Raw genomic sequence first — 18,643 nt, forward strand, 5'->3', positions numbered from 1 at the left:
TTCTCCTTTGCTTCATCGGGAATACCGAAACCGTCGTCTTCGCAGATCAGCACAATGTCCCCGTTTGTTTTTCTGGCGGTAAACGAAATGAAGCTGATCTTTCCACCATGTTTAACCGCATTATCAAAGAGATTGTAGATTACCTTTCCAAAGAGCGGGTCAGCAAATACTTTGATATTTTTTATATCATTATGAAGCTTTAAGCCGCTAAACATAGGATTTTTAGAGATTTCTGCTATAAGACCTCCTACATCGAACCACTGTGGCGCCTGCTCACCCAGATCCTTGTAGTCTCCGGTGAAGAGGATCTGCTTTTTTATGGTATCAACGGCTCCTTTAATCTTCATCAGATAACCTCCTGCTTTTGTATCCGGAGGTATCTGATTGTCAAGTTCCAGGATTTCAAGGTATCCGGCTGCCACTGTTATCTGATTCAGGATGTCGTGCCGGGTTATGCTTGAGAGCAGGTTGAGCTTTTTATTTACCTCTTTTAAAGCATCTTCTGCATTTTTACTTTTGGTGACATCGATTCCTATCGAAATAAACGTCTGCTCTTCTCCAACCTCAGAAGGAAGGGCACGGGTGTTCCAGGAAATTATTTTTCTCTCCCAGTTTTTGCAGAGGACGGTGGTTTCAAAGTTTTCAAGAAAATTATTTTCAAAGATGATGCGTTCTATTGTGGATGTGAGCTCATTACGGTATGACTTTTCAGGATAGATTTTTTTCCAGATGGTGTTCTTCCCGATCACATCACCGGCAGAATATCCGCTGATACGTGTCGCTGCATTATTCCAGAGGTGGACTCTTCCTCCGGCATCAAGAATCATCAGCCATACCTGTGCATTCATCATGCTGCTATGCAGGATTTCTGCCTTTTTATGTGATATAATCTGATTTCTGTGGATAGTCTCCGACATAGATGCGATGAGCAGTGCAATGCAGATGAATACAATGACTCTGATAAAACCGGATTCAATTTCAATCGTGAGCCATGGGACGAGCAATATCAGCAGTGCGAAATAGGTAAACGCAAGCAGTGATGAAAAGATAACGCCCCTCATCCTGTAATGATAGGAAAGAAGAACTATCGGAATATAATAAATATGCATGAAAACGGTGGTAATGCCGTTTAAGAGCATCAGGATTGTCAGGGTAATGACTGCTGCAATGCTTGCCGCTATTATTATCTGCCAGTGTTTTTCTGACAGATGACCTCTCCAGATCCCGCCTTTGTAGATATCCATATCAATAAAAGAGTCAATATCCGTTTTTTCCTGCATATGTATCAAAATCCGTTAAGTTTTGCTTAGGATTTAGTAAATATATGTATAACATGCAACTTCTGAGTTTATTTAAGAATGTTTTCCGGCAGTGAAATTATAGCAGATCATCAAATTCAATTCTCAGAAAAACACCATCTCCCGGCATTCATCAGACACTTTAGATAATAAACACTAAACAAAAGTTTGCTTCTAAATCCCTTTATAACATTGAACAAAAATGCCCATTTCATCAAGCGGATTTATCACATACTTTCTGACCCATTCAGTCACTTCTTCATCATCAACCTGCCAGACTATCATTTCAGGTTCAATATCCTGTTCAATTTTAATTAATTTCTGAAATAAAAGTCTTGGATCTGTATTGTTGTAGGAATTATCATAAATTAAAACTTCATCGGCTGCCAGAATCATTTTTGGCAAAAAAGAAATTGAACGCTCATACCGTCCCCTGATTTTATCTTCCAAAACATCATGACCTCCCTGCAAAAAACGGTTATGAACACGGGCAACATTAATGTCAGGATTTTTTGTTGAAATATAAGTCAGATGAATTCGGTATCCTTTCTTCTTTGCAAATTCCATAATCTCAAGACGACTTTTATGGGAGAAAACAGTCTCCCATGCAAAAGGCAATCCTTCAGAAATTCTCAATTTAAGTCGTCTTTCGGTCTCTTCCTGTGCCTTCCTGGATTTCTCCAGACCTTCCGGCATCTTTGCAATCGTCGGGTCTGCACGTGCACAGTAATCAGCATTTAAATATTCAATATCATTGTCAGAAAGAAATGGTCCGATTAATGTGGATTTTCCGGAACCGTTTGGTCCGGCAAAAATAAATAAATCTTTCATCTGTGATTTGTGCCATGACTTTTGTATGTCCGGCGGGCAGCCTTCATCAAAATATCGTCCGTATTTTTAAATGAGGGAACAAATCCTCTTTCACTCCACTTTGTTCCGTCTGTAATTTTTATACTTTCAGGTGACATTCTGTTAACAAACCTCTGCCTGTCAGATTCCTTAACAGGTATGCAGGAATATCCAGGCTTAGATTCTCTTACACCTGCAGGATTGTGTTGACTATCAGACACCTTACGGTGTACACCTTCAAAGGAACCAGAGTGACTCTTTATTTTTACTGCTCCCTGCCATGAATTTTTCTTTTTGTAGGGTTCTTTATTCATAACTGTAAGCCTAAATTCAATGAATATTCATAGACATAAATAATATTTAAATCAGATCTCACTTTTGTTTTATTAGGAAATCAGATAGTATATTTATTTTTCCTCATTACAACTTTAATTATGCATAAAAATTTAAATTAAACCTGAATCTCTTTAGAAATTCAGGAGTCAGAAAGACGCCATTTTCCGGCGGGAACATGTATCTCAAAGCGTGCCCCTTCTCCGGGATTGCCCGTCTCTTTAATAGAATACCCTTTGAAATCAAGAATCTCACGAATTAAAAACAGCCCGTATCCTGTATTCGACCCGAAACCTTTCTCAAAAATATTCTCCTTGATCTCATCGGGGACACCTGTGCCGTTATCCTCAAAGACAATGACTCCTTCATCCCCGGCATCGTAAAAGGAAGTTACAATATTGGTAACATTCTTCCCGTGCCTTATGGAATTGTCAAAGAGATTGAAAAATACCATAACAAGCATCTGATCCGCATAGACTTCATAACTGCCAAAATTTGCAAACAGCCGGATGTCATTTCCCAGGACCTCCGATGCAGCCATCTTTACAGTATTGTTCAGATTCTGCCATACCGGCATATAACTGCCGAAATTTTCATAATCCCGTGTAAAATTAATCTGTTTCTCAATCTTCTCCATACAGCGGTCAATAGGCACCAGATAACCGGATGCCTCTTCATTATCCTTAACAGATTCAGAAAGAAGTTCGGTATAAAGTCTGACTGCCGAAATCTGATTTAATACATCATGTCTGGTTATACCGGACATAAGGCTTAATTTTTTATTTGCACCTGAAAGCTCTGTTTCAAACTTTTTTTTCTCAGTAATATCAGTAATATAAATCATTGAGCCTTCAGATTTTTTGCCGCTTAAGATTGGAGAAACCTTAATTTCAAGATAACTTTTTCCTGTTCTTTTAGTATTATAGAGATTTAGCTCACTGATCTTATCGAAATCATATTCTATCACAAAAATCTCTGTTTTTTTATTTTTAAATGCCTCAATAATTTCAGGAGTGATATTTGGATCAAGAGACAGATCATAATATTTGAGCTTTTCAATGACATTTATACCGAATATCCGGAGTGCTGCGGGATTTGCCTCAATTACATTATCAGAATCGCTGTTTAAAATGAAGATTCCGTTTGGGATATTATCCCAGATCTGTGGAAATATTTTTTCAGATCTGAAAATATTCTTTCTTAACTTTCCCAGTTCAACAGATTTTTTTATGTACCGATGAAGCTCGTCATACATCAGGGCTGTATCTCCGCCCTTGTAAAGATAAAAATCTGCGGCAGACTCAGAGGCACTTTTTAATAAAACACTTTCCCTGTCGCTGTAGGCTGCAATAAAAGGTGTAAAAAATCCATTATCCCGCTTTTCCTTTATCAGACCGATTACATCAGTCCCGGGAAATTCAATATCAGATACGATGGCGTCATACTCATATCTGCCTGCCTTTTTTATCCCTTCTGAAAAAACAGGTGTTGTATCCACATGAATACCGTATACATCCTCAAAGTGCTCTTTTGCAGAATTTAAAAGATATTCATCACTATCAATATATAAGACAGAAGGCCCGTCTATATTTTCCCCCACTAAAATCCCCTTATCAAATAAAAAATGGTAGATACAGGATGATAAATTTTTATATTTCAAATTATTGTAAAAAAAAATAAAAAATTGACCATAATAATTGAAAAAAATGTTTTATTTTTCATTTATTCCAAAAAAGTGCACTATTGGCCTGTGAGATTTTTCAAAAACATCTCATGCAGCCTGAAATCCGATGTAAGCTCAGGATGGAAAGAAAAAGCCATATGCAGCCCCTGTGAAACCGCAACTATCCCGCAATCCGTCTCTGAGAGGACAGATACATCAGGTCCGGCACTCTTTACAACCGGCGCTCTTATGAAGACTGCATGAAAAGGCGAATTTAATCCTGAAATCCCAATAGGCGCTTCAAATGAATCTTTCTGTCGTCCAAAGGCATTTCTCCCGACCGAGATATCAATCAGACCAAGAGGTGATACCCGTTCATCATCAACAGCTGCGGCAATAACAACCATACCGGCACAGGTTGCAAAAAAACCGCCTTTGAAATTTAAAAAGGCATCTCTCATGTCGTTTTTATCTATAAGCCGTGATATTGTTGTGGACTCGCCGCCGGGCAGGGCTATTGCAGAACAACCCTCTATCTCATCCCTGTGCCTGAGTGCAAAGACAGACGAGCTTTTAGAAAGCCCCATATATTCAAGAGCTTTTTGAAAAGAGCGTATATGCTCTTCAACATCCCCCTGAAGAGCCAGAACGCCTATTTTAATTACCACGGACTGAAAATACCTCGTCTTCCCTTAATGTGTGGACATCAAGTCCGGGCATTGCATCGCCAAGATTGCGGCTCACCTTTGCAATCACTGCAGGGTCATTGAAATTGTTAACGGCTTCAACGATTGCAACAGCCATTTTTTCCGGAGTCTGTGACTTAAAGATCCCGGAGCCTACAAAGACACCGTCACATCCGAGCTGCATCATCATTGCCGCGTCAGAAGGCGTTGCAATTCCTCCTGCAGAGAAATTCACAACAGGAAGACGCTTCATCTCAGCGCACTCCTTAACAATATCAAAAGGTGCTTCTATCGTTCTTGCATATGCTGCGATCTCCTGATCACTCATTCCCTCAAGCATCCTTATTGCACCTGATATCGCCCTCATGTGGCGGACAGCCTCTACAACGTTTCCTGTTCCGGCTTCACCCTTTGTTCTGATCATTGCAGCGCCTTCACTGATACGCCTGCATGCCTCACCAAGATTTCTTGCGCCGCACACAAAGGGAACAGTAAACTTTGTCTTTTCGATGTGGTACTCCTCATCAGCAGACGTTAAGACCTCACTCTCATCGATCATATCAACACCGACTGACTCAAGAACCTGCGCCTCAACAAAATGACCAATCCTTGCCTTTCCCATAACCGGAATTGATACCGCATCAATAATATCCTCAATAATTGAGACATCGGCCATCCTTGCAACGCCGCCCATCTTTCTTATATCGGACGGAACCCTCTCAAGGGCCATGACAGCAACAGCACCTGATGATTCCGCTATACGTGCCTGTTCTGCATTAACCACATCCATTATGACTCCTCCTTTCTGCATGGATGCAAATCCTCTTTTTATTAACTCAGTTCCAAATCTGAGTTCCTGCAAATTCATGTATATTAATTGGAAATAATAAGTAATAAAAACATTTGAGAATTAAAAAAGGATTAACTGTTAAATTAAATTTCGGGAAAAATAAAACCTGAATTTTGCGTTTTAATATTAATAAAAAAAATAAAGAGAATTATTTTAATCTCAGACAAACCTGAATTTATCTTCAGGAACCAATATCTCAAATCTGACACCTTCACCGTATTTACCGCACTCTTTTATGCTCATACCGGTAATAGAAAGCACATAAACGATAAGGAAAAGTCCGTAACCTGTATTTTTTCCAAAACCTTTGAGGAAGATTCTCTCCTTGTCATCATCAGGAATTCCCTCTCCGTCATCTTCATAGATTATTTTTAAGCTTTTCTTTGTTTTTTCAACCGAAAACTTAACAGAAGACAGATTCGGACCACCATGGTGGAGAGAATTGTCAATGAAATTGTAAAATACCTTGTTTAATAGAGGATCCGCATAGACTTCAAGATCTGAATCGATCTCAACATCCACCACCGACAGTCTCTCCACATCCTGCATAAATATAGAAAGATCAACAGTATTCTCAAGATTCTGCCATGCCGGTGAATATATGCCAATCTCCTGATAGTCTTCAGTAAAAGATATCTGATGCTGGACTGTAGTTGCAATCATCTCAATCTTTCCGATTATCTCACCAACAGAAGGATCTTCTTCTGTCATCCCCCGTAAAATCTCAAGATACCCGATAAGTGCAGTCACCTGATTTAAAACATCATGACGGGTTACATTTGAAAGCAGATTGAGCTTCTCATTAACCTTTGAAAGCTTCTCTTCAAACTCCTTTCTGAGAGTTATATCCCTCTTCGTCTCACGCCTTCCGGCCCATCTGCCATCATCATGGTAAACAGGCTGGCAGTAGTGACTCAGCCACTTTAGATCTCCGGACGCAGTAATTATTCTGAAATCAAAATGTGAAACACCCGTATAACTCTCATCAATACCACTGTAGTGATCGATAACCATCTGCTTATCATCCGGATAAACAATCTTTTCTATCATAACAAAAGGATCGGCTAAAAATTCCTTTGCATCATAACCGGTAGTCCTCTTACATGACGGTGACATGTAGATAAATTTCCCGTCAGGGCCTATCCATGACTCCCAGTCATAGGTATAGTCGGCAAGAGTCCGGAACTTTTCTTCATTCTCACGAAGGGCCTTTTCCATCTCTTTTCTGTCGCTTATATCAAGTATGACACCGACAATTCCGGCAACGCTTCCGTCAGCAGCAAAAAGGGCAGTCTTTGAGAAGAGAACATCAATAATCTCACCGCAGGAATTGTTGATTGCATACTCATACTGCTGAAGATAAGGGTTTTCTATAATCTCCCTGTCTTTTCTGGTATATACATCAGCAAGCTCCTCATCAAAGAAATCATAGATATTTTTTCCGATTATCTCATCTCTTGAAAGATCGACAAGCTCTTCAAAGGCACGGTTGCAGTCGTAATAAACACCTTTGGTATCCCTGTAAAAGACAGGTGCAGGAATTGTATCCATCAGTGCCTGAACGTAGTTCACCTTCTCCTGAAGAGAGTCTCTCATAAGTCTCTCTTCTGTAACATCCCTGCCAACAGACTGAAACTCAATTAATTTGTCATTCTCATCAAAAAAAGCCCTGTCAATCCAGTGCTGCCAGCGGATACTCCCGTCCGGCATTATAATCGGATGTTCAATAGCACCATAAGGACTTTTTGGTGTCAGCATATTAAAATGAGAGACAATCTTTTCTCTTTCTCCGGCAGGAACAGACGGTTTAAAAAAATTACCAACCAGATCCTCGTATTTTATATTATAGTAGCGACAGAAGGCATCATTTGCAAATTTTATTGTGCCGTCGGGAAGGAATCTGCATATTAATTCAGTCTGACTTTCAACAACCGCCCTGTAACGTTCTTCACTCTCACGAAGCGCATTTTCGGCGTTTTTTCTCTTAACAGACTGAAAAATCATATTTTTTAATTCAGCAAACTGTGACTTTGGTTTGCCTCCTTTCTGAAGATAAAAATCGGCACCATTGTTTATGGCATCAATTAAAACATCTTCCCTGCCTCTTCCACTGAAAATAATAAAAGGGGTAATATTATCTTTTTCACGGAGTTTCTTTAAAAATTCAATTCCATCCATACCAGGCATTTCATAATCAGATATTATTGCATCAAATTGCCCGGTTTTGAGAATAGCTAATGCATCAGGAGCTGAAATTGCAGTTGTTACCTCAAAATCACCACCTTTTTCAAGATAAAGTTTTGTTATCTCAACTAATGCAGGTTCATCATCAACGTGCAGAATTTTTATCACTTAAAAAACTCCCTTTAGAAATATATCAGGCAAAAAAATTCCACCAGTAATATCTCTGAAATGTAATTTGACAATTACATTATATTTTTGTTTGCATCTGCACCAAAAGAGACTAAAAAAAGGTTTATTCCTCGCGGACTATCATTGCTCCGCCGATTAGAAGAATAAGACCAAATACGATTGCAATAAGGCCGAGGAATTTGTCCATGACCATTGTAATTAATTCTATTGAAAATGTCATACCGATACCAAGAATAATAAGCATTATTCCAATTAAAAGTGCAATTGTTCCTAACCAGTCCATAATAATCACCATATTTTCTGACACAAAGTTCAGTTCCAGATAAGCAGGATGCAGTTTTTCTGCAGATCGCTTATATAAAGAAGATCTCGGGGCTATTATTAAATGATTTTGGTTTTTTCAGCGAAAATCTATAATTTTACCAGAATTTCAACTATTCTTATGAAAAATGGCATGTGAAAAAATAAGGTTGAAGTGACACTATTCTCCACTCACAACTGAATTACCGACTATTATCCTGTAACCCGCTATTAAAAGGGCTATAAATATAGGTCCCATAATAAACCCCAGCAGTCCCATAACCGCAATTCCGCCAAAGAATGCGATAAACATTAAAACCGGATTTACACTTGCCTTTTTGCCCATAAGAACAGGCCTCATCCACCAGTCAGGAATAGCACATAACAGCGGCCATGCCAGAACAAGTACTATCACAAGACCTCTCCAGTCAGAAATAGAAACGGTATAAAGAATAAGAAAGACAATCAGAAATACAGGCCCGAATACGGGTATCAATGCCAGAATTCCCGATAAAATTGCGTAGAATAAAATATGCTCATACCCGAGAATGTAAAATACCGGAAACGCAAGGATGAAAACAGCTGCGGCAACCGCGACATGGACATTAAAAATTGCATAAAGCATATCGGTGACACTTTTTTTCAGAATTAACATATCGTCCCTGCTCTTTTCAGGAACGATACCCCTCACCTGCACTGACATTTCATCTCCAAACACTAAAAGCAGAAAGAGCGAAAGGAACAGAATCATTATTTTTATAGCCATAAGTGGCAATAATGTCAGGAATTCAAGTAAAGCAAATTTAAAAGACTCTGTTAAATCTGCAAAAAGATCAGAGAACAGATCAGTCGGAGTCCCTATAAATTCCGGAACTGATGAGAAAAATATCTTGTTAATCCATGTTGTTATTGAATTTACCATCCCGGCCATATAATCAGCGTTCTCATAGAGAACAGCGAATGTAATATAAACTGCCATTATAATTAAAAATCCGACTGCGACAGTAATTATAGATGAAGCAAATCCCGGTTTCATATAATTTCTCATATATCTCTGGCACGGCATCAGAACAACAGCCAGCGAACCGGCTACAATAACAACTCCTGCAAAATCCCAAAATGCAAATATTGAAATTATTAAAATAAGTCCTACAATACCAAAGGTAAATTTATCGGCATTATCCATAATCAAAAAACCCTCTTTTTTTATCATTTAAACTCTGCCTGATTAAAAAACTAACTTTCCAGACTGATAAAATCAAAAAATAATTTTTTTATCCTGACAAAATTACAGATTAATATAACTAAGATTATATCCGCCTTTCAACTAAAATAACAAAGGAGTTACGACTTATGAATATTTCACTGACACCACAGATGATTCTGACCGGATTTTTTTTGCTTTATCTAATTGTAATGATTCTGGGGTTAATAGCTGTTAAAAAGAGAAAATCAGGACGTATACGCGACAGAGACGACATCAGGCAGGAGAAGAAATTTAAGATTCTGTTCTTCAGGAATCTGACAGAGGGTTTTCAGCTGGAATCGATTAAATCACTTGATGATATTATAAACATATATGAAGCCAGAGCAGGACTCAGTGATGAGGACTTAAACTATCACTACGGACTGTCAAGATACCTTCGTGAATACTTAATTGCCCTTATTTCAAAGGATGATAAGATAATCCCGCGTACTACAACCGAACCTGAGATTCTTGAATGGAAAAAAACACTTGACAGGATTATATCTGAAAATGATATTCAAAAGCCTTTTTCCGATCTTCCTCCGTTAGAGAGAAATATCCTAAACGATATCACAATCTTTCTGGAAAGAAATGATACTGATCATATCAGCGAAAAATTAAAGGAGCTCTCACGCCTCATTAAATCAAGAGACAATGAATTAAACAGAATATACCGAAGAACTGACGGTTCCATGCAGATTGCTGTTATAAGTCTTATAGTATCACTAATATTTGGTCTGATAGCAATAAAACAATATATCTGAAAATATCATTTTTTTAGTTGAAAATTACAGTCTCTTTAAAATTTAAGGGTGCGATTCTCTCAGCAAAGAGAGGTGCTCCCAAAGGCGGAAGAATACTCACCCTGAAATATTCGCCGGGAGATATCTGCATATTCTCAGGGAGATTTATCATAATTGTCGCATAATCACCCATTGAAAGAGTACTGCCGGCATTTGAGCCGCCTGTATTTTTTACAATTCTCCATGTGCCTGCCAAAGGCTCATCCTCACTATAAAGAGGCTCCGCTTTATCCACCTTTTCTATAAGATCCCTGCTTACAACAAGAATTGAAACATCACTCAGATCAATCGACACCAGAGCATAGGGACTTCCAACTGAGAGTCTTATCCTGTCAATTTTACCCGTCGTCTCATTCTTAAACCCGAATAAGTCACCGCCAAGAGTCATTGTTGACGAACTCTGCTCAACGGCGGAATATACCACCTGCTGGGATTTCTGAACAGAAAAAAAACCGGCACTTAATATAACATATGAAAATACTGATGCAACTACAACAAACGCAATAAGAACAAGACCTGCCTCAAGACCTGTAAAAGCATCGCTTTTTTTCATATTAACCACTAAAATTTAGAGACTTTAAAAGACAATATATTGAATGATAATTTGTATATTATTTCGCCCTGTCAAAAACCCTGCTAATTATAGACTTAACACTCAGATAGCAATAAAAATATCGCAGTAATCTAATATTATATCTTTTTTTCCAAAAAAACTGAAATATTAATGACCTTAATTATAAAAGCTGATGAGCACAGGAATATTCCCGTCAATAGAATTTCAGATGAGTCTTCTTCTTTTCATAGCACTCGGAGGGTACCTTCTTGCATCAAGAATAAACCAGTCCGCAGTTGTCGGTGAGATTCTCATAGGACTTCTGGTGGGACCGAGTTTTTTGGGACTCATAACATATACAGACTTTGTCAGGAGCATTGCCGGCCTTGGGGCCGTTATTCTGATGTTTGTGATAGGATTTGAGTTCAGCTTAAAAGAACTGAGTAATATTAAATTCGGGATTCTGGGATTATCCGGTGTGATAATTCCATGGATAGGCGGATATCTTCTGGCAGTTATTTTTGGATTTGACTTTATAAGCTCACTATTTATCGGAACAGCACTTACTGCAACAAGCATTGCCATAACTGCTAACGTGCTCCGTGAGATGTGTCTCTTAAACACAGATGCTGCAAAGGCAATAATAGGAGCTGCTGTAATCGATGATGTTTTAAGTCTTTTAGCCCTTTCCGTAACAGCAGACATTGCATCCGGATCATTTACGTTCACCGGAGTTGCCCTTACAATAGTAAAACAGATAGGATTTTTGGTTGTTGCCGGTGCTTTTGGTATAATCTTCATCTCAAAATGGATTGAAAAGATAGACAGGACAAAACTGGCAAAGAAACACCCGGAATTCGTCTTCATCTTTGTGGTTATGATTGCTTTCTTATATGCCACATTATCGGAGTTTGTCGGTATTTCGGCAATTATCGGAGCTTTTATCGCAGGGGTTTCATTTAACGGAATTAACCTTATACACAGCAGGGATATCGAGGAAGGGGCAGAGTACCTCTACATCATATTTGCATCCATATTCTTCGTATCGCTCGGAATTCTCGTGGATATTTCGGTGATGACACAGGAGGCAGTAATATTTTTGATAGTGCTGACTGTCGTTGCGATTCTGACAAAGGTTATCGGCTGCAGTATTCCGGCAAAGATTATGGGGTATAATATGAAGGATTCACTTGCAATCGGGCTTGGCATGTCACCAAGGGGCGAGGTTGCAATGATAGTCGCCTTAATGGGCCTTAATATGGCACTAATCGGACAGGATATCTTTGTCTCAATCGTTCTCATGAGCCTTATCACAACAATATTTACACCTATAGTCTTCCGAAACTGGCTTTATAAAAAAGAGGCTCTGGCCTGCGAGGCCGAATTCTAAAAAAATATCATTTTTAAAAAAAGCAGAGTCTTGTTCAACAAAGAATACATTTATTTTTTTTAGATGTACTACTTTAAACTATGAAAGAAGTTGAAAATTTAAATGGGGTCCCGGGTCTTTTAAGGCCTTTTAAAAAATATGTTGAGGATGCAGATTTCCCGGACAACAGCCAGATTGTCTTTTACGGATGTCCGGGAACATGTCTGCCTTTTGTTGAGCTCATCGCATATGCAATCCGAAAGCTGCCTGTTGAAGTTGTCTTTGTCCCTCATTTAGACGAAGAAAAAGCAGTTAAGTTAAAAATAGTGGATAATCTGGGTGCACAGACAGACATTGCGCCTGAAAAACTTGATCCTAAGCTGACAGTTCTTATGGGCGGCCTCGCAATGCAGAATGTTTCAGTAACATCAGATAATGCAAAAAAGACAGTCTCAAAATATGATGCCAAAACAGTTGGAATCTGCTTTATGAGCATATTTGATAAGGAAGGATGGACTGATTCAGTCAGCTTTGATATGTTAATTGACGCTTCCATGTACCAGATAAAAGTTTTCAGATGAATTTTTTTAATTTATTATCCTTTTTTGAGACTGAAACACACACTTACACCGGACTTTTCCCTTTCGGGATAACTATCTTCAATTTTAATATCCCCGCCATATCTGTCGGCAAGCATCTTGACAATATAAAGCCCGAGTCCGCTTCCCTGCTCCATCTCTCCCTTTCCACGCTTAAAACGCCCGAATACCTCAGGCTTTGTCTCATCGGATATTCCGGGTCCGTCATCAGAGACCCACACATACACAAAATTGCCTGTAACTTCGGCATTAATTGAGATTTGGACATCTTTTCCACCATATTTGAGGCTGTTGCCAACAATATTTACAAATATTTCAGGCAGAAGATCATCTGCCATAACATTAAAATCACCGTCAAATATCTCAAGATTTATATTTCCATACTGTGAAACACCACTTTTTATAGCATCTTTTAAAGATATTGAATATAATTCGGATTCTTTTTCCTTCACCCTTCTTATAGTGGAAACAGATTTTATTATCTCCGAACTTCTGGATGCTGCAATTGAGATTCTACGGGAATAATTTGAAACTTCCGAATCAGTGGATTCTTCGAGAAGTGCCGAGTAACCGGAAACAAGCACATTGATGTTCGCAATATCATGCGACATTATGTCAAGATATAAATTTGCCTCCTCATTTGCCAGAAATACCTTTTTTTCCGCCTCTATTCTGTCATTCAGAGCAATAATTGCCCGGTCTTTCATTCTCCGGTATGCAAGAACCTCTTTTTTTAGTATAGTTACATCCTCAATAGTGATGACAGCAACATTTTCTTCCCCTTTACTTAAAGGCAGAACAGTAGTTGTCTGTATACGCGGCTCACCCGAGGGAAGATATGCAGGGATTATTGAATTATGCAGCTGGGATGTAAATATTGCCGGAGGGCCTCCAAAAAGTACCTGCTCTACTCTTTCATAGAAAATTTTCTCATTAAGATGGGGATATAACTCAAAAAGAGAACTGTTCTTTATATTCTCCAGTCTCTTGCCGGTCCACTCCTCAAGAAGTCTGTTCCAGAAGATAATTTTAAAATCACTGTCAATAACACATACCCCTATGGGAAAAAGCTCTGTTATCCTGAAATATTCTTCGACAGTCATACATCACCTTCTTTTTATAAACCGGACAGCATCATTTTTAATTATTCATCCTGAATTTTATTAATATTTTCAATAAGAACCTGCATAGAACCGATCTCCAGAACAATGAATATATTTCCCTCGACATCCATATCCTCTATCTTAAAACAGGCAGTTGCCATCAGAATATTATCATCGTACGTCTTTCTGCCCGAATTTATCAGACCGGTTATTGATCCCTCTGCATAAGAAGGCAGGGCATATTTGAGATGGATTTTTAGAATGTTGCCTATTGAGCCCATAACCCCGTTTATCATGATATTCCCCACCTCTTTTAAGGTCTCTATTCTGAGACTGTCAAGTTCAGGTGTGCCTGCATCTTCTCCGGTCATTGCCATAACAAGCTTGGCGGCACTATCCTTTGGAAAGGCAACAGCCGTAATGCCTGAAAAAACGCCGGAAAATTCAAGCTTGACATTTGCAGAATCATCATCAGGAAACTTTTCCAGACCCTGATTCAGATCATTGATATCAATAATCCTTACCTTGGGAATCCTGAGAATTATGTGGGACTTTGTAATGCGATTTAACATCTGTGCAGAACGGCCGATTCCAATGTTAAGAATCTCGCGTATTGCATCAATGTTTTCATCACTAATAATTTCCGCCATGAAAATCACTTTTTTTCCGATAGCAAACGGTTTATTACCGGCAGAAGATTTTCTTTCTCAACCGGTTTGTTTACAAATCCTGCTGCACCCAGTTTTATGCAGATCTCCTTTGTGGTGTCCTGTATATCAGACGTAAGCACAATGACAGGTACATTTATCCCCTTCTCCCTTGCTGCTTCCATAAACTGATATCCATCCATATCAGGCATTAAAAGATCAAGAAGTATCAGATCCGGATTTTTCTTCTCCGAAATTAAAAGAGCCTCTCTTCCGTTTGATGCCTCTATAAAGTCATAACCTTCTTCGGCAAGAACAGATGCAATAATCTTTCTTTGAAAAAGGGAATCGTCAGTTACCAGAATAAGTGCCATATAACGTACCTGTAAAATTCAATACTTTTACTTACACCATTTCAACAATAAATCTATCCAATTAATTTTGGAACCAGTATATCCACACAATAATGCTCTAATATACAATAAAAGGTTTTTAGCAGAGTTTCAAATCATAAAAACCAGGTGTCACAAAAAATAACAGACGAAAAATCTACAGACACTATTTCTAAAAGGGATGGAACACATCCAATAAAATAAAACCTGCAAAGTAACAATTTATTGACTTTTCAAACAGAATAAAGCAGAAAATCACCGCTTCTTAAAAAAACAAAAAAAATTTAGATGTATGGGTTGCGAAGACCCTTTCCGACACCAAAGGATGCACGTCCTTCGAGTGTCTTCTGATTCTTGTCGATCTTGCCTTTTGCAAGTTTTGTGACAAGATCAAGACCGGGTTTCACAGTTGCAATGTCTTTTGTCTCGAAGTAGCCTGCTGCTACTGCCTTTGACCAGACATCGTCACCCTTCTTTGTACGTGCAAAGACTGTGCTCCATCCGTCAGGACTGCCGACAGACCCTGTTGATACATCAGCAAGGTTTGCCACGTAGTCAAGACATACACCACAGCCGGGCTGCTCATACTTGTGTGTTGCACTGAGTGGAATCTGTGAAACAGCTCCACGCTCGGTGTACACTGTAAACTTGCCCTTTCCGATGTCCATCTTTACAGTGGATTCCATCTTTGTATTACAGTGGTCCTCGACAATTGACTCAAGACCCATGTATGGGAAGTTTTCCATGCAGAAGATACCGATTGCAAGTGCAATCTTGTCAGGAACCTTACGCATTGCCATAGGATACAGCTGTGCTTTTCTTACAGCCTGCATCTGGCACGGTGTGCCTACAATACCAATTCTGTCAAGACCATATGAACGTGTTGCCTCTTTTATGAGTGCCATGTTCGGGCTTATTGTGTATTTGGTACCGCGTGCTGCAAGAAGCTCTGCTTTTGATGTTGCAACGAGTGGTTCTGGCTTGAATGGTTCATCCCCGGGACCTGCAATGATTGCTCCGTCGATTATACCCTCTTCAAGAGCATATGCGAAGAGCTGTGTTACAATTCCTCCGTCCTGGGCACCTTTGAGAATGTCTGCATCTGCAGCTCGTGCAGATACTACTGACTTATAATTTCCAAGTACCATCTTACTGACCTCCGTTACCCATTGCACCATCAATTGCTTCGATGATACCTTCAAACTGGTTCATCACATCTAAGTTAAAGAAGCTGCGTGGGCACTGTGCGTAGCATGCACCACATTTAATGCACATGTCACTGTCAACATTTGGTTTGCCATATTCCATTGTGATGGCACGTGTTGGACAGCTTGCTGCGCAGGTACCACATCCCATACAGAGACCCTGGTTTATGACATCAAATATCAAGTCACATCCACAGGCTGTGGTTCCGCGTTTTGCAAGGTCCATGAGCGGCTTTAAGTAAGCTGCTGCAAGTGCCTTCTGGTCATCACTGCCCTGTAAGAGCAGGTATGCCATAACACAGACATTTCTTATGGATTCTGCTCCCGGCGGGCATGATGGCAGATAGATATCTACATCAATCAGATCGCCGATTGCAACATAAGACTCATGCTGAGGCTGGTTCCACTGACCGCCACGGCAGAATCTTGTGATGTTTCCATATGCTGCACAACTACCAAGAGCGACGACAACTTTTGCCTTCTCCCTGGTTTCTTTAATCTCTCTAACGGAACACTCATCCTGGAGACATACTGAACCTTCTACAAGTGCAACATCCATTTCAGGGATGTGCCTGACATCTGCTAATGTCAGACAGTAGACGAGGTCTGCATAGTCATCAAGAATCTTGAAGAGGCCTTCATAATTGTCTGCAAGTGACACGAGACATCCGGTACATCCGGACATGTGTACGTGCCCAACTGTTATTTTATTTGCCACAGGCTTTTCCTCCTTTTTATCTCCATCCAGCGTTTGGTGAATCTCCACATCTTTGGGTTTTTCTGCAGGTTTTTCGGCAGGTGCTTCTACTACCGGTGCAGGAACAGGTTTTTCCACTGTTTTTGGATTTTCCTCTTCCTTTTTTATAACCGGAATTTCAGGCTTCCTGACCTCTTCCTTCTCTTTCCCTGTGAAGATCTCTTTGAGACGTGATAGTAGTCCCATAATCCACTCCTACTTCAGCTAATGCAAGCTGCACTGCTTTGGGAATGGCCTCCCTGACAGATTCAGTGACCCAGAATTCGGCATCTTCTGCCTCATTGTCAATCTGGGAAATGTCAATGCTTTCCGGCTGGCACCCAAATATTACTATTTCTGTCTTCTCTGCAAGCATCTGAAGCGGTTCTCTAAGGCCCCATGAATGGGGATCAGTGTAAGCTCCCGGAGAGAGCAGATCCGGAGTTACTCTTGTGATTTCACCCGGTTTACCTCCAAAGTCCATTATGTCGAGTATAACCATCTTTTTAACGGTTACATCGGCCTGAGCCATGAGGGTAAACAGGTAATGCGGACCTGCAAGGCCTGCATCAAGAGTCTTTAGATTCTCCGGCAAATTCAGTTTTTTCAGTTCGTAAATGACTGCCGGTCCAAAACCGTCATCGGTCTGAAGAGGGTTTCCGCATCCGACAATCATATATTCTGCGTACCAGTCCTGCATCAACACCAAACTCACTGAACAAGCTTCTGGGCGACTACCTTCTTCTCTTCATCGACCACCATCATGTGTGTAGCACAGGACACACATGGGTCGTAGGCACGAACAATAACTTCTGCAAGCTGCCATGGTGCACCTTCAAGCGCACGGCTGCATACCGGGAAGTTCCATGTCGTTGGCACAAGCAGTGAATACCACTGTACACGTCCGTCCTTTACCTTTGCAAGGTGGACATCTGTTCCACGTGGTGCTTCATTTGCTGCCCATCCGAGTGAACCGTCACCCTGTGGGATCTCGTCTGCAATGACTGATCCTGATGTGTCAAGGGCATCTATTGCCTCGATCATGCTGTAGAGACAGTCAGGATATTCCATCTGGCGTGCAATCTGAAGACCCATTGCACCTTTCTTGTCGTAATTGCGGAATTTTGCGAGACGTGCACGCGGACCTACCTCAATTGGCTGACCGTCATACATAGGGACTGCTGTGCAGGCTTCCATCTGTGGCCATGCCATGTTTCCGGCAGGTGTGGTTGCGTGGTTTGGATAGTTTGGATCGTCAAGTGTGATCTCCTGTTCACCCATATACCAGTCCCATGGCCTTACTTCTGTCCAGCGCTCAGGGAACCACATTGGCTCAGCATCAAGGTTTGTGCTTGCATAGAGCGGATCTACAGCCATGTATCCCTGGTCGTGGAATCCGAACTTGTCATTCTTTTCGACTTCATATCCGGATGCAACAGATGCTGTCGGACGGTTCTCCCAGTCTTTAAGGACTGTGATCATGAACTCCATCTGATCGCGTGCAAGAACTGAAGCTTCCTTCGCAAGATCGTAGATCTTTGCTTTTGCACGAGGTGAGATGTTCTTGTACATACCACCGATGCGTGGGTTGCTTGGGTGAATTGGCTCTCCGCCGACAATCTCTCCGACTGTCTGGCC

At 40.2% G+C, this 18,643-nt stretch carries 20 protein-coding genes; 3 read left to right on the plus strand and 17 right to left on the minus strand.

The genetic code is table 11. The features are described 5' to 3' along the window. The 9 genes from ACTB1O_RS09600 to ACTB1O_RS09640 form a co-directional block, all read right to left on the minus strand. A partial coding sequence (locus ACTB1O_RS09600; protein ID WP_462994914.1) for a PAS domain S-box protein occupies positions 1 to 1,280 on the minus strand: 1,280 nt, incomplete at its 3' end. 192 nt (positions 1,281 to 1,472) lie between these two features. Continuing rightward, positions 1,473 to 2,129: an AAA family ATPase gene (locus ACTB1O_RS09605; RefSeq protein WP_462994915.1), complete on the minus strand. Its 657-nt coding sequence runs from the start codon at positions 2,127 to 2,129 to the stop codon at positions 1,473 to 1,475. Beyond that, positions 2,126 to 2,461 (minus strand): hypothetical protein, encoded by a 336-nt coding sequence (locus ACTB1O_RS09610; RefSeq protein WP_462994916.1) that lies wholly within the window; start codon positions 2,459 to 2,461, stop codon positions 2,126 to 2,128. Before ACTB1O_RS09610 ends, ACTB1O_RS09605 begins: the two co-directional genes overlap by 4 nt. 161 nt (positions 2,462 to 2,622) lie before the next feature. Further along, positions 2,623 to 4,080, minus strand: coding sequence for an ATP-binding protein (locus ACTB1O_RS09615; protein ID WP_462994917.1), 1,458 nt, complete (start codon positions 4,078 to 4,080; stop codon positions 2,623 to 2,625). A gap of 140 nt (positions 4,081 to 4,220) precedes the next feature. After that, a complete protein-coding gene (pdxT, locus tag ACTB1O_RS09620; RefSeq protein ID WP_462994918.1) occupies positions 4,221 to 4,811 on the minus strand; it encodes a pyridoxal 5'-phosphate synthase glutaminase subunit PdxT in 591 nt (196 codons plus the stop codon). After that, positions 4,801 to 5,697, minus strand: coding sequence for a pyridoxal 5'-phosphate synthase lyase subunit PdxS (gene pdxS / locus ACTB1O_RS09625; protein ID WP_462994919.1), 897 nt, complete (start codon positions 5,695 to 5,697; stop codon positions 4,801 to 4,803). The genes pdxT and pdxS overlap by 11 nt, the downstream gene beginning before the upstream one ends. A gap of 141 nt (positions 5,698 to 5,838) precedes the next feature. Further along, on the minus strand, positions 5,839 to 8,031 hold the full coding sequence (locus ACTB1O_RS09630) for a PAS domain S-box protein (RefSeq protein ID WP_462994920.1): 2,193 nt from the start codon (positions 8,029 to 8,031) through the stop codon (positions 5,839 to 5,841). Positions 8,032 to 8,155: 124 nt separating this feature from the next. Beyond that, complete coding sequence (locus ACTB1O_RS09635; protein ID WP_462994921.1) at positions 8,156 to 8,347, minus strand: MFS transporter permease; 192 nt, start codon at positions 8,345 to 8,347, stop codon at positions 8,156 to 8,158. A 186-nt stretch (positions 8,348 to 8,533) separates the two neighbouring features. After that, complete coding sequence (locus ACTB1O_RS09640; RefSeq protein ID WP_462994922.1) at positions 8,534 to 9,565, minus strand: AI-2E family transporter; 1,032 nt, start codon at positions 9,563 to 9,565, stop codon at positions 8,534 to 8,536. 140 nt (positions 9,566 to 9,705) lie between these two features. On the opposite strand from ACTB1O_RS09640, the gene ACTB1O_RS09645 reads away from it, so the two are divergent. Then, positions 9,706 to 10,362, plus strand: a complete 657-nt coding sequence (locus tag ACTB1O_RS09645; protein WP_462994923.1) for a hypothetical protein — start codon at positions 9,706 to 9,708, stop codon at positions 10,360 to 10,362. Positions 10,363 to 10,375: 13 nt separating this feature from the next. On the opposite strand, the gene ACTB1O_RS09650 is transcribed toward ACTB1O_RS09645, so the two are convergent. After that, positions 10,376 to 10,954 (minus strand): hypothetical protein, encoded by a 579-nt coding sequence (locus ACTB1O_RS09650; RefSeq protein WP_462994924.1) that lies wholly within the window; start codon positions 10,952 to 10,954, stop codon positions 10,376 to 10,378. 193 nt (positions 10,955 to 11,147) lie between these two features. On the opposite strand from ACTB1O_RS09650, the gene ACTB1O_RS09655 reads away from it, so the two are divergent. Both ACTB1O_RS09655 and ACTB1O_RS09660 read left to right on the plus strand, forming a co-directional pair. Continuing rightward, positions 11,148 to 12,344, plus strand: a complete 1,197-nt coding sequence (locus ACTB1O_RS09655; protein WP_462994925.1) for a cation:proton antiporter — start codon at positions 11,148 to 11,150, stop codon at positions 12,342 to 12,344. 80 nt (positions 12,345 to 12,424) lie between these two features. Further along, complete coding sequence (locus tag ACTB1O_RS09660) at positions 12,425 to 12,904, plus strand: DUF2124 family protein (protein WP_462994926.1); 480 nt, start codon at positions 12,425 to 12,427, stop codon at positions 12,902 to 12,904. A gap of 14 nt (positions 12,905 to 12,918) precedes the next feature. Here the strand turns inward: ACTB1O_RS09660 and ACTB1O_RS09665 are convergent, their stop codons facing one another. The 7 genes from ACTB1O_RS09665 to frhA all read right to left on the minus strand — a co-directional run. Further along, the gene (locus ACTB1O_RS09665; protein WP_462994927.1) at positions 12,919 to 14,025 is read right to left on the minus strand and encodes a PAS domain-containing sensor histidine kinase; all 1,107 of its coding nucleotides are present in this window, start codon (positions 14,023 to 14,025) and stop codon (positions 12,919 to 12,921) included. A gap of 41 nt (positions 14,026 to 14,066) precedes the next feature. Beyond that, entirely contained in the window at positions 14,067 to 14,675 is a 609-nt protein-coding gene (locus ACTB1O_RS09670) for a chemotaxis protein CheC (RefSeq protein WP_462994928.1), read from the minus strand. Positions 14,676 to 14,680: 5 nt separating this feature from the next. Beyond that, positions 14,681 to 15,046, minus strand: coding sequence for a response regulator (locus tag ACTB1O_RS09675; protein ID WP_462994929.1), 366 nt, complete (start codon positions 15,044 to 15,046; stop codon positions 14,681 to 14,683). A gap of 302 nt (positions 15,047 to 15,348) precedes the next feature. Continuing rightward, entirely contained in the window at positions 15,349 to 16,212 is an 864-nt protein-coding gene (gene frhB, locus ACTB1O_RS09680; RefSeq protein WP_462994930.1) for a coenzyme F420 hydrogenase subunit beta, read from the minus strand. A 1-nt stretch (position 16,213) separates the two neighbouring features. After that, positions 16,214 to 17,212 (minus strand): coenzyme F420 hydrogenase subunit gamma, encoded by a 999-nt coding sequence (frhG, locus tag ACTB1O_RS09685; protein WP_462994931.1) that lies wholly within the window; start codon positions 17,210 to 17,212, stop codon positions 16,214 to 16,216. Continuing rightward, complete coding sequence (gene frhD, locus ACTB1O_RS09690; RefSeq protein ID WP_462994932.1) at positions 17,145 to 17,705, minus strand: coenzyme F420-reducing hydrogenase, FrhD protein; 561 nt, start codon at positions 17,703 to 17,705, stop codon at positions 17,145 to 17,147. The genes frhG and frhD overlap by 68 nt, the downstream gene beginning before the upstream one ends. 11 nt (positions 17,706 to 17,716) lie before the next feature. After that, on the minus strand, positions 17,717 to 18,643 hold a 927-nt coding region (gene frhA / locus ACTB1O_RS09695), incomplete at its 5' end, for a coenzyme F420 hydrogenase subunit alpha (RefSeq protein ID WP_462994933.1).

It is taken from the genome of Methanomicrobium sp. (assembly GCF_055145805.1).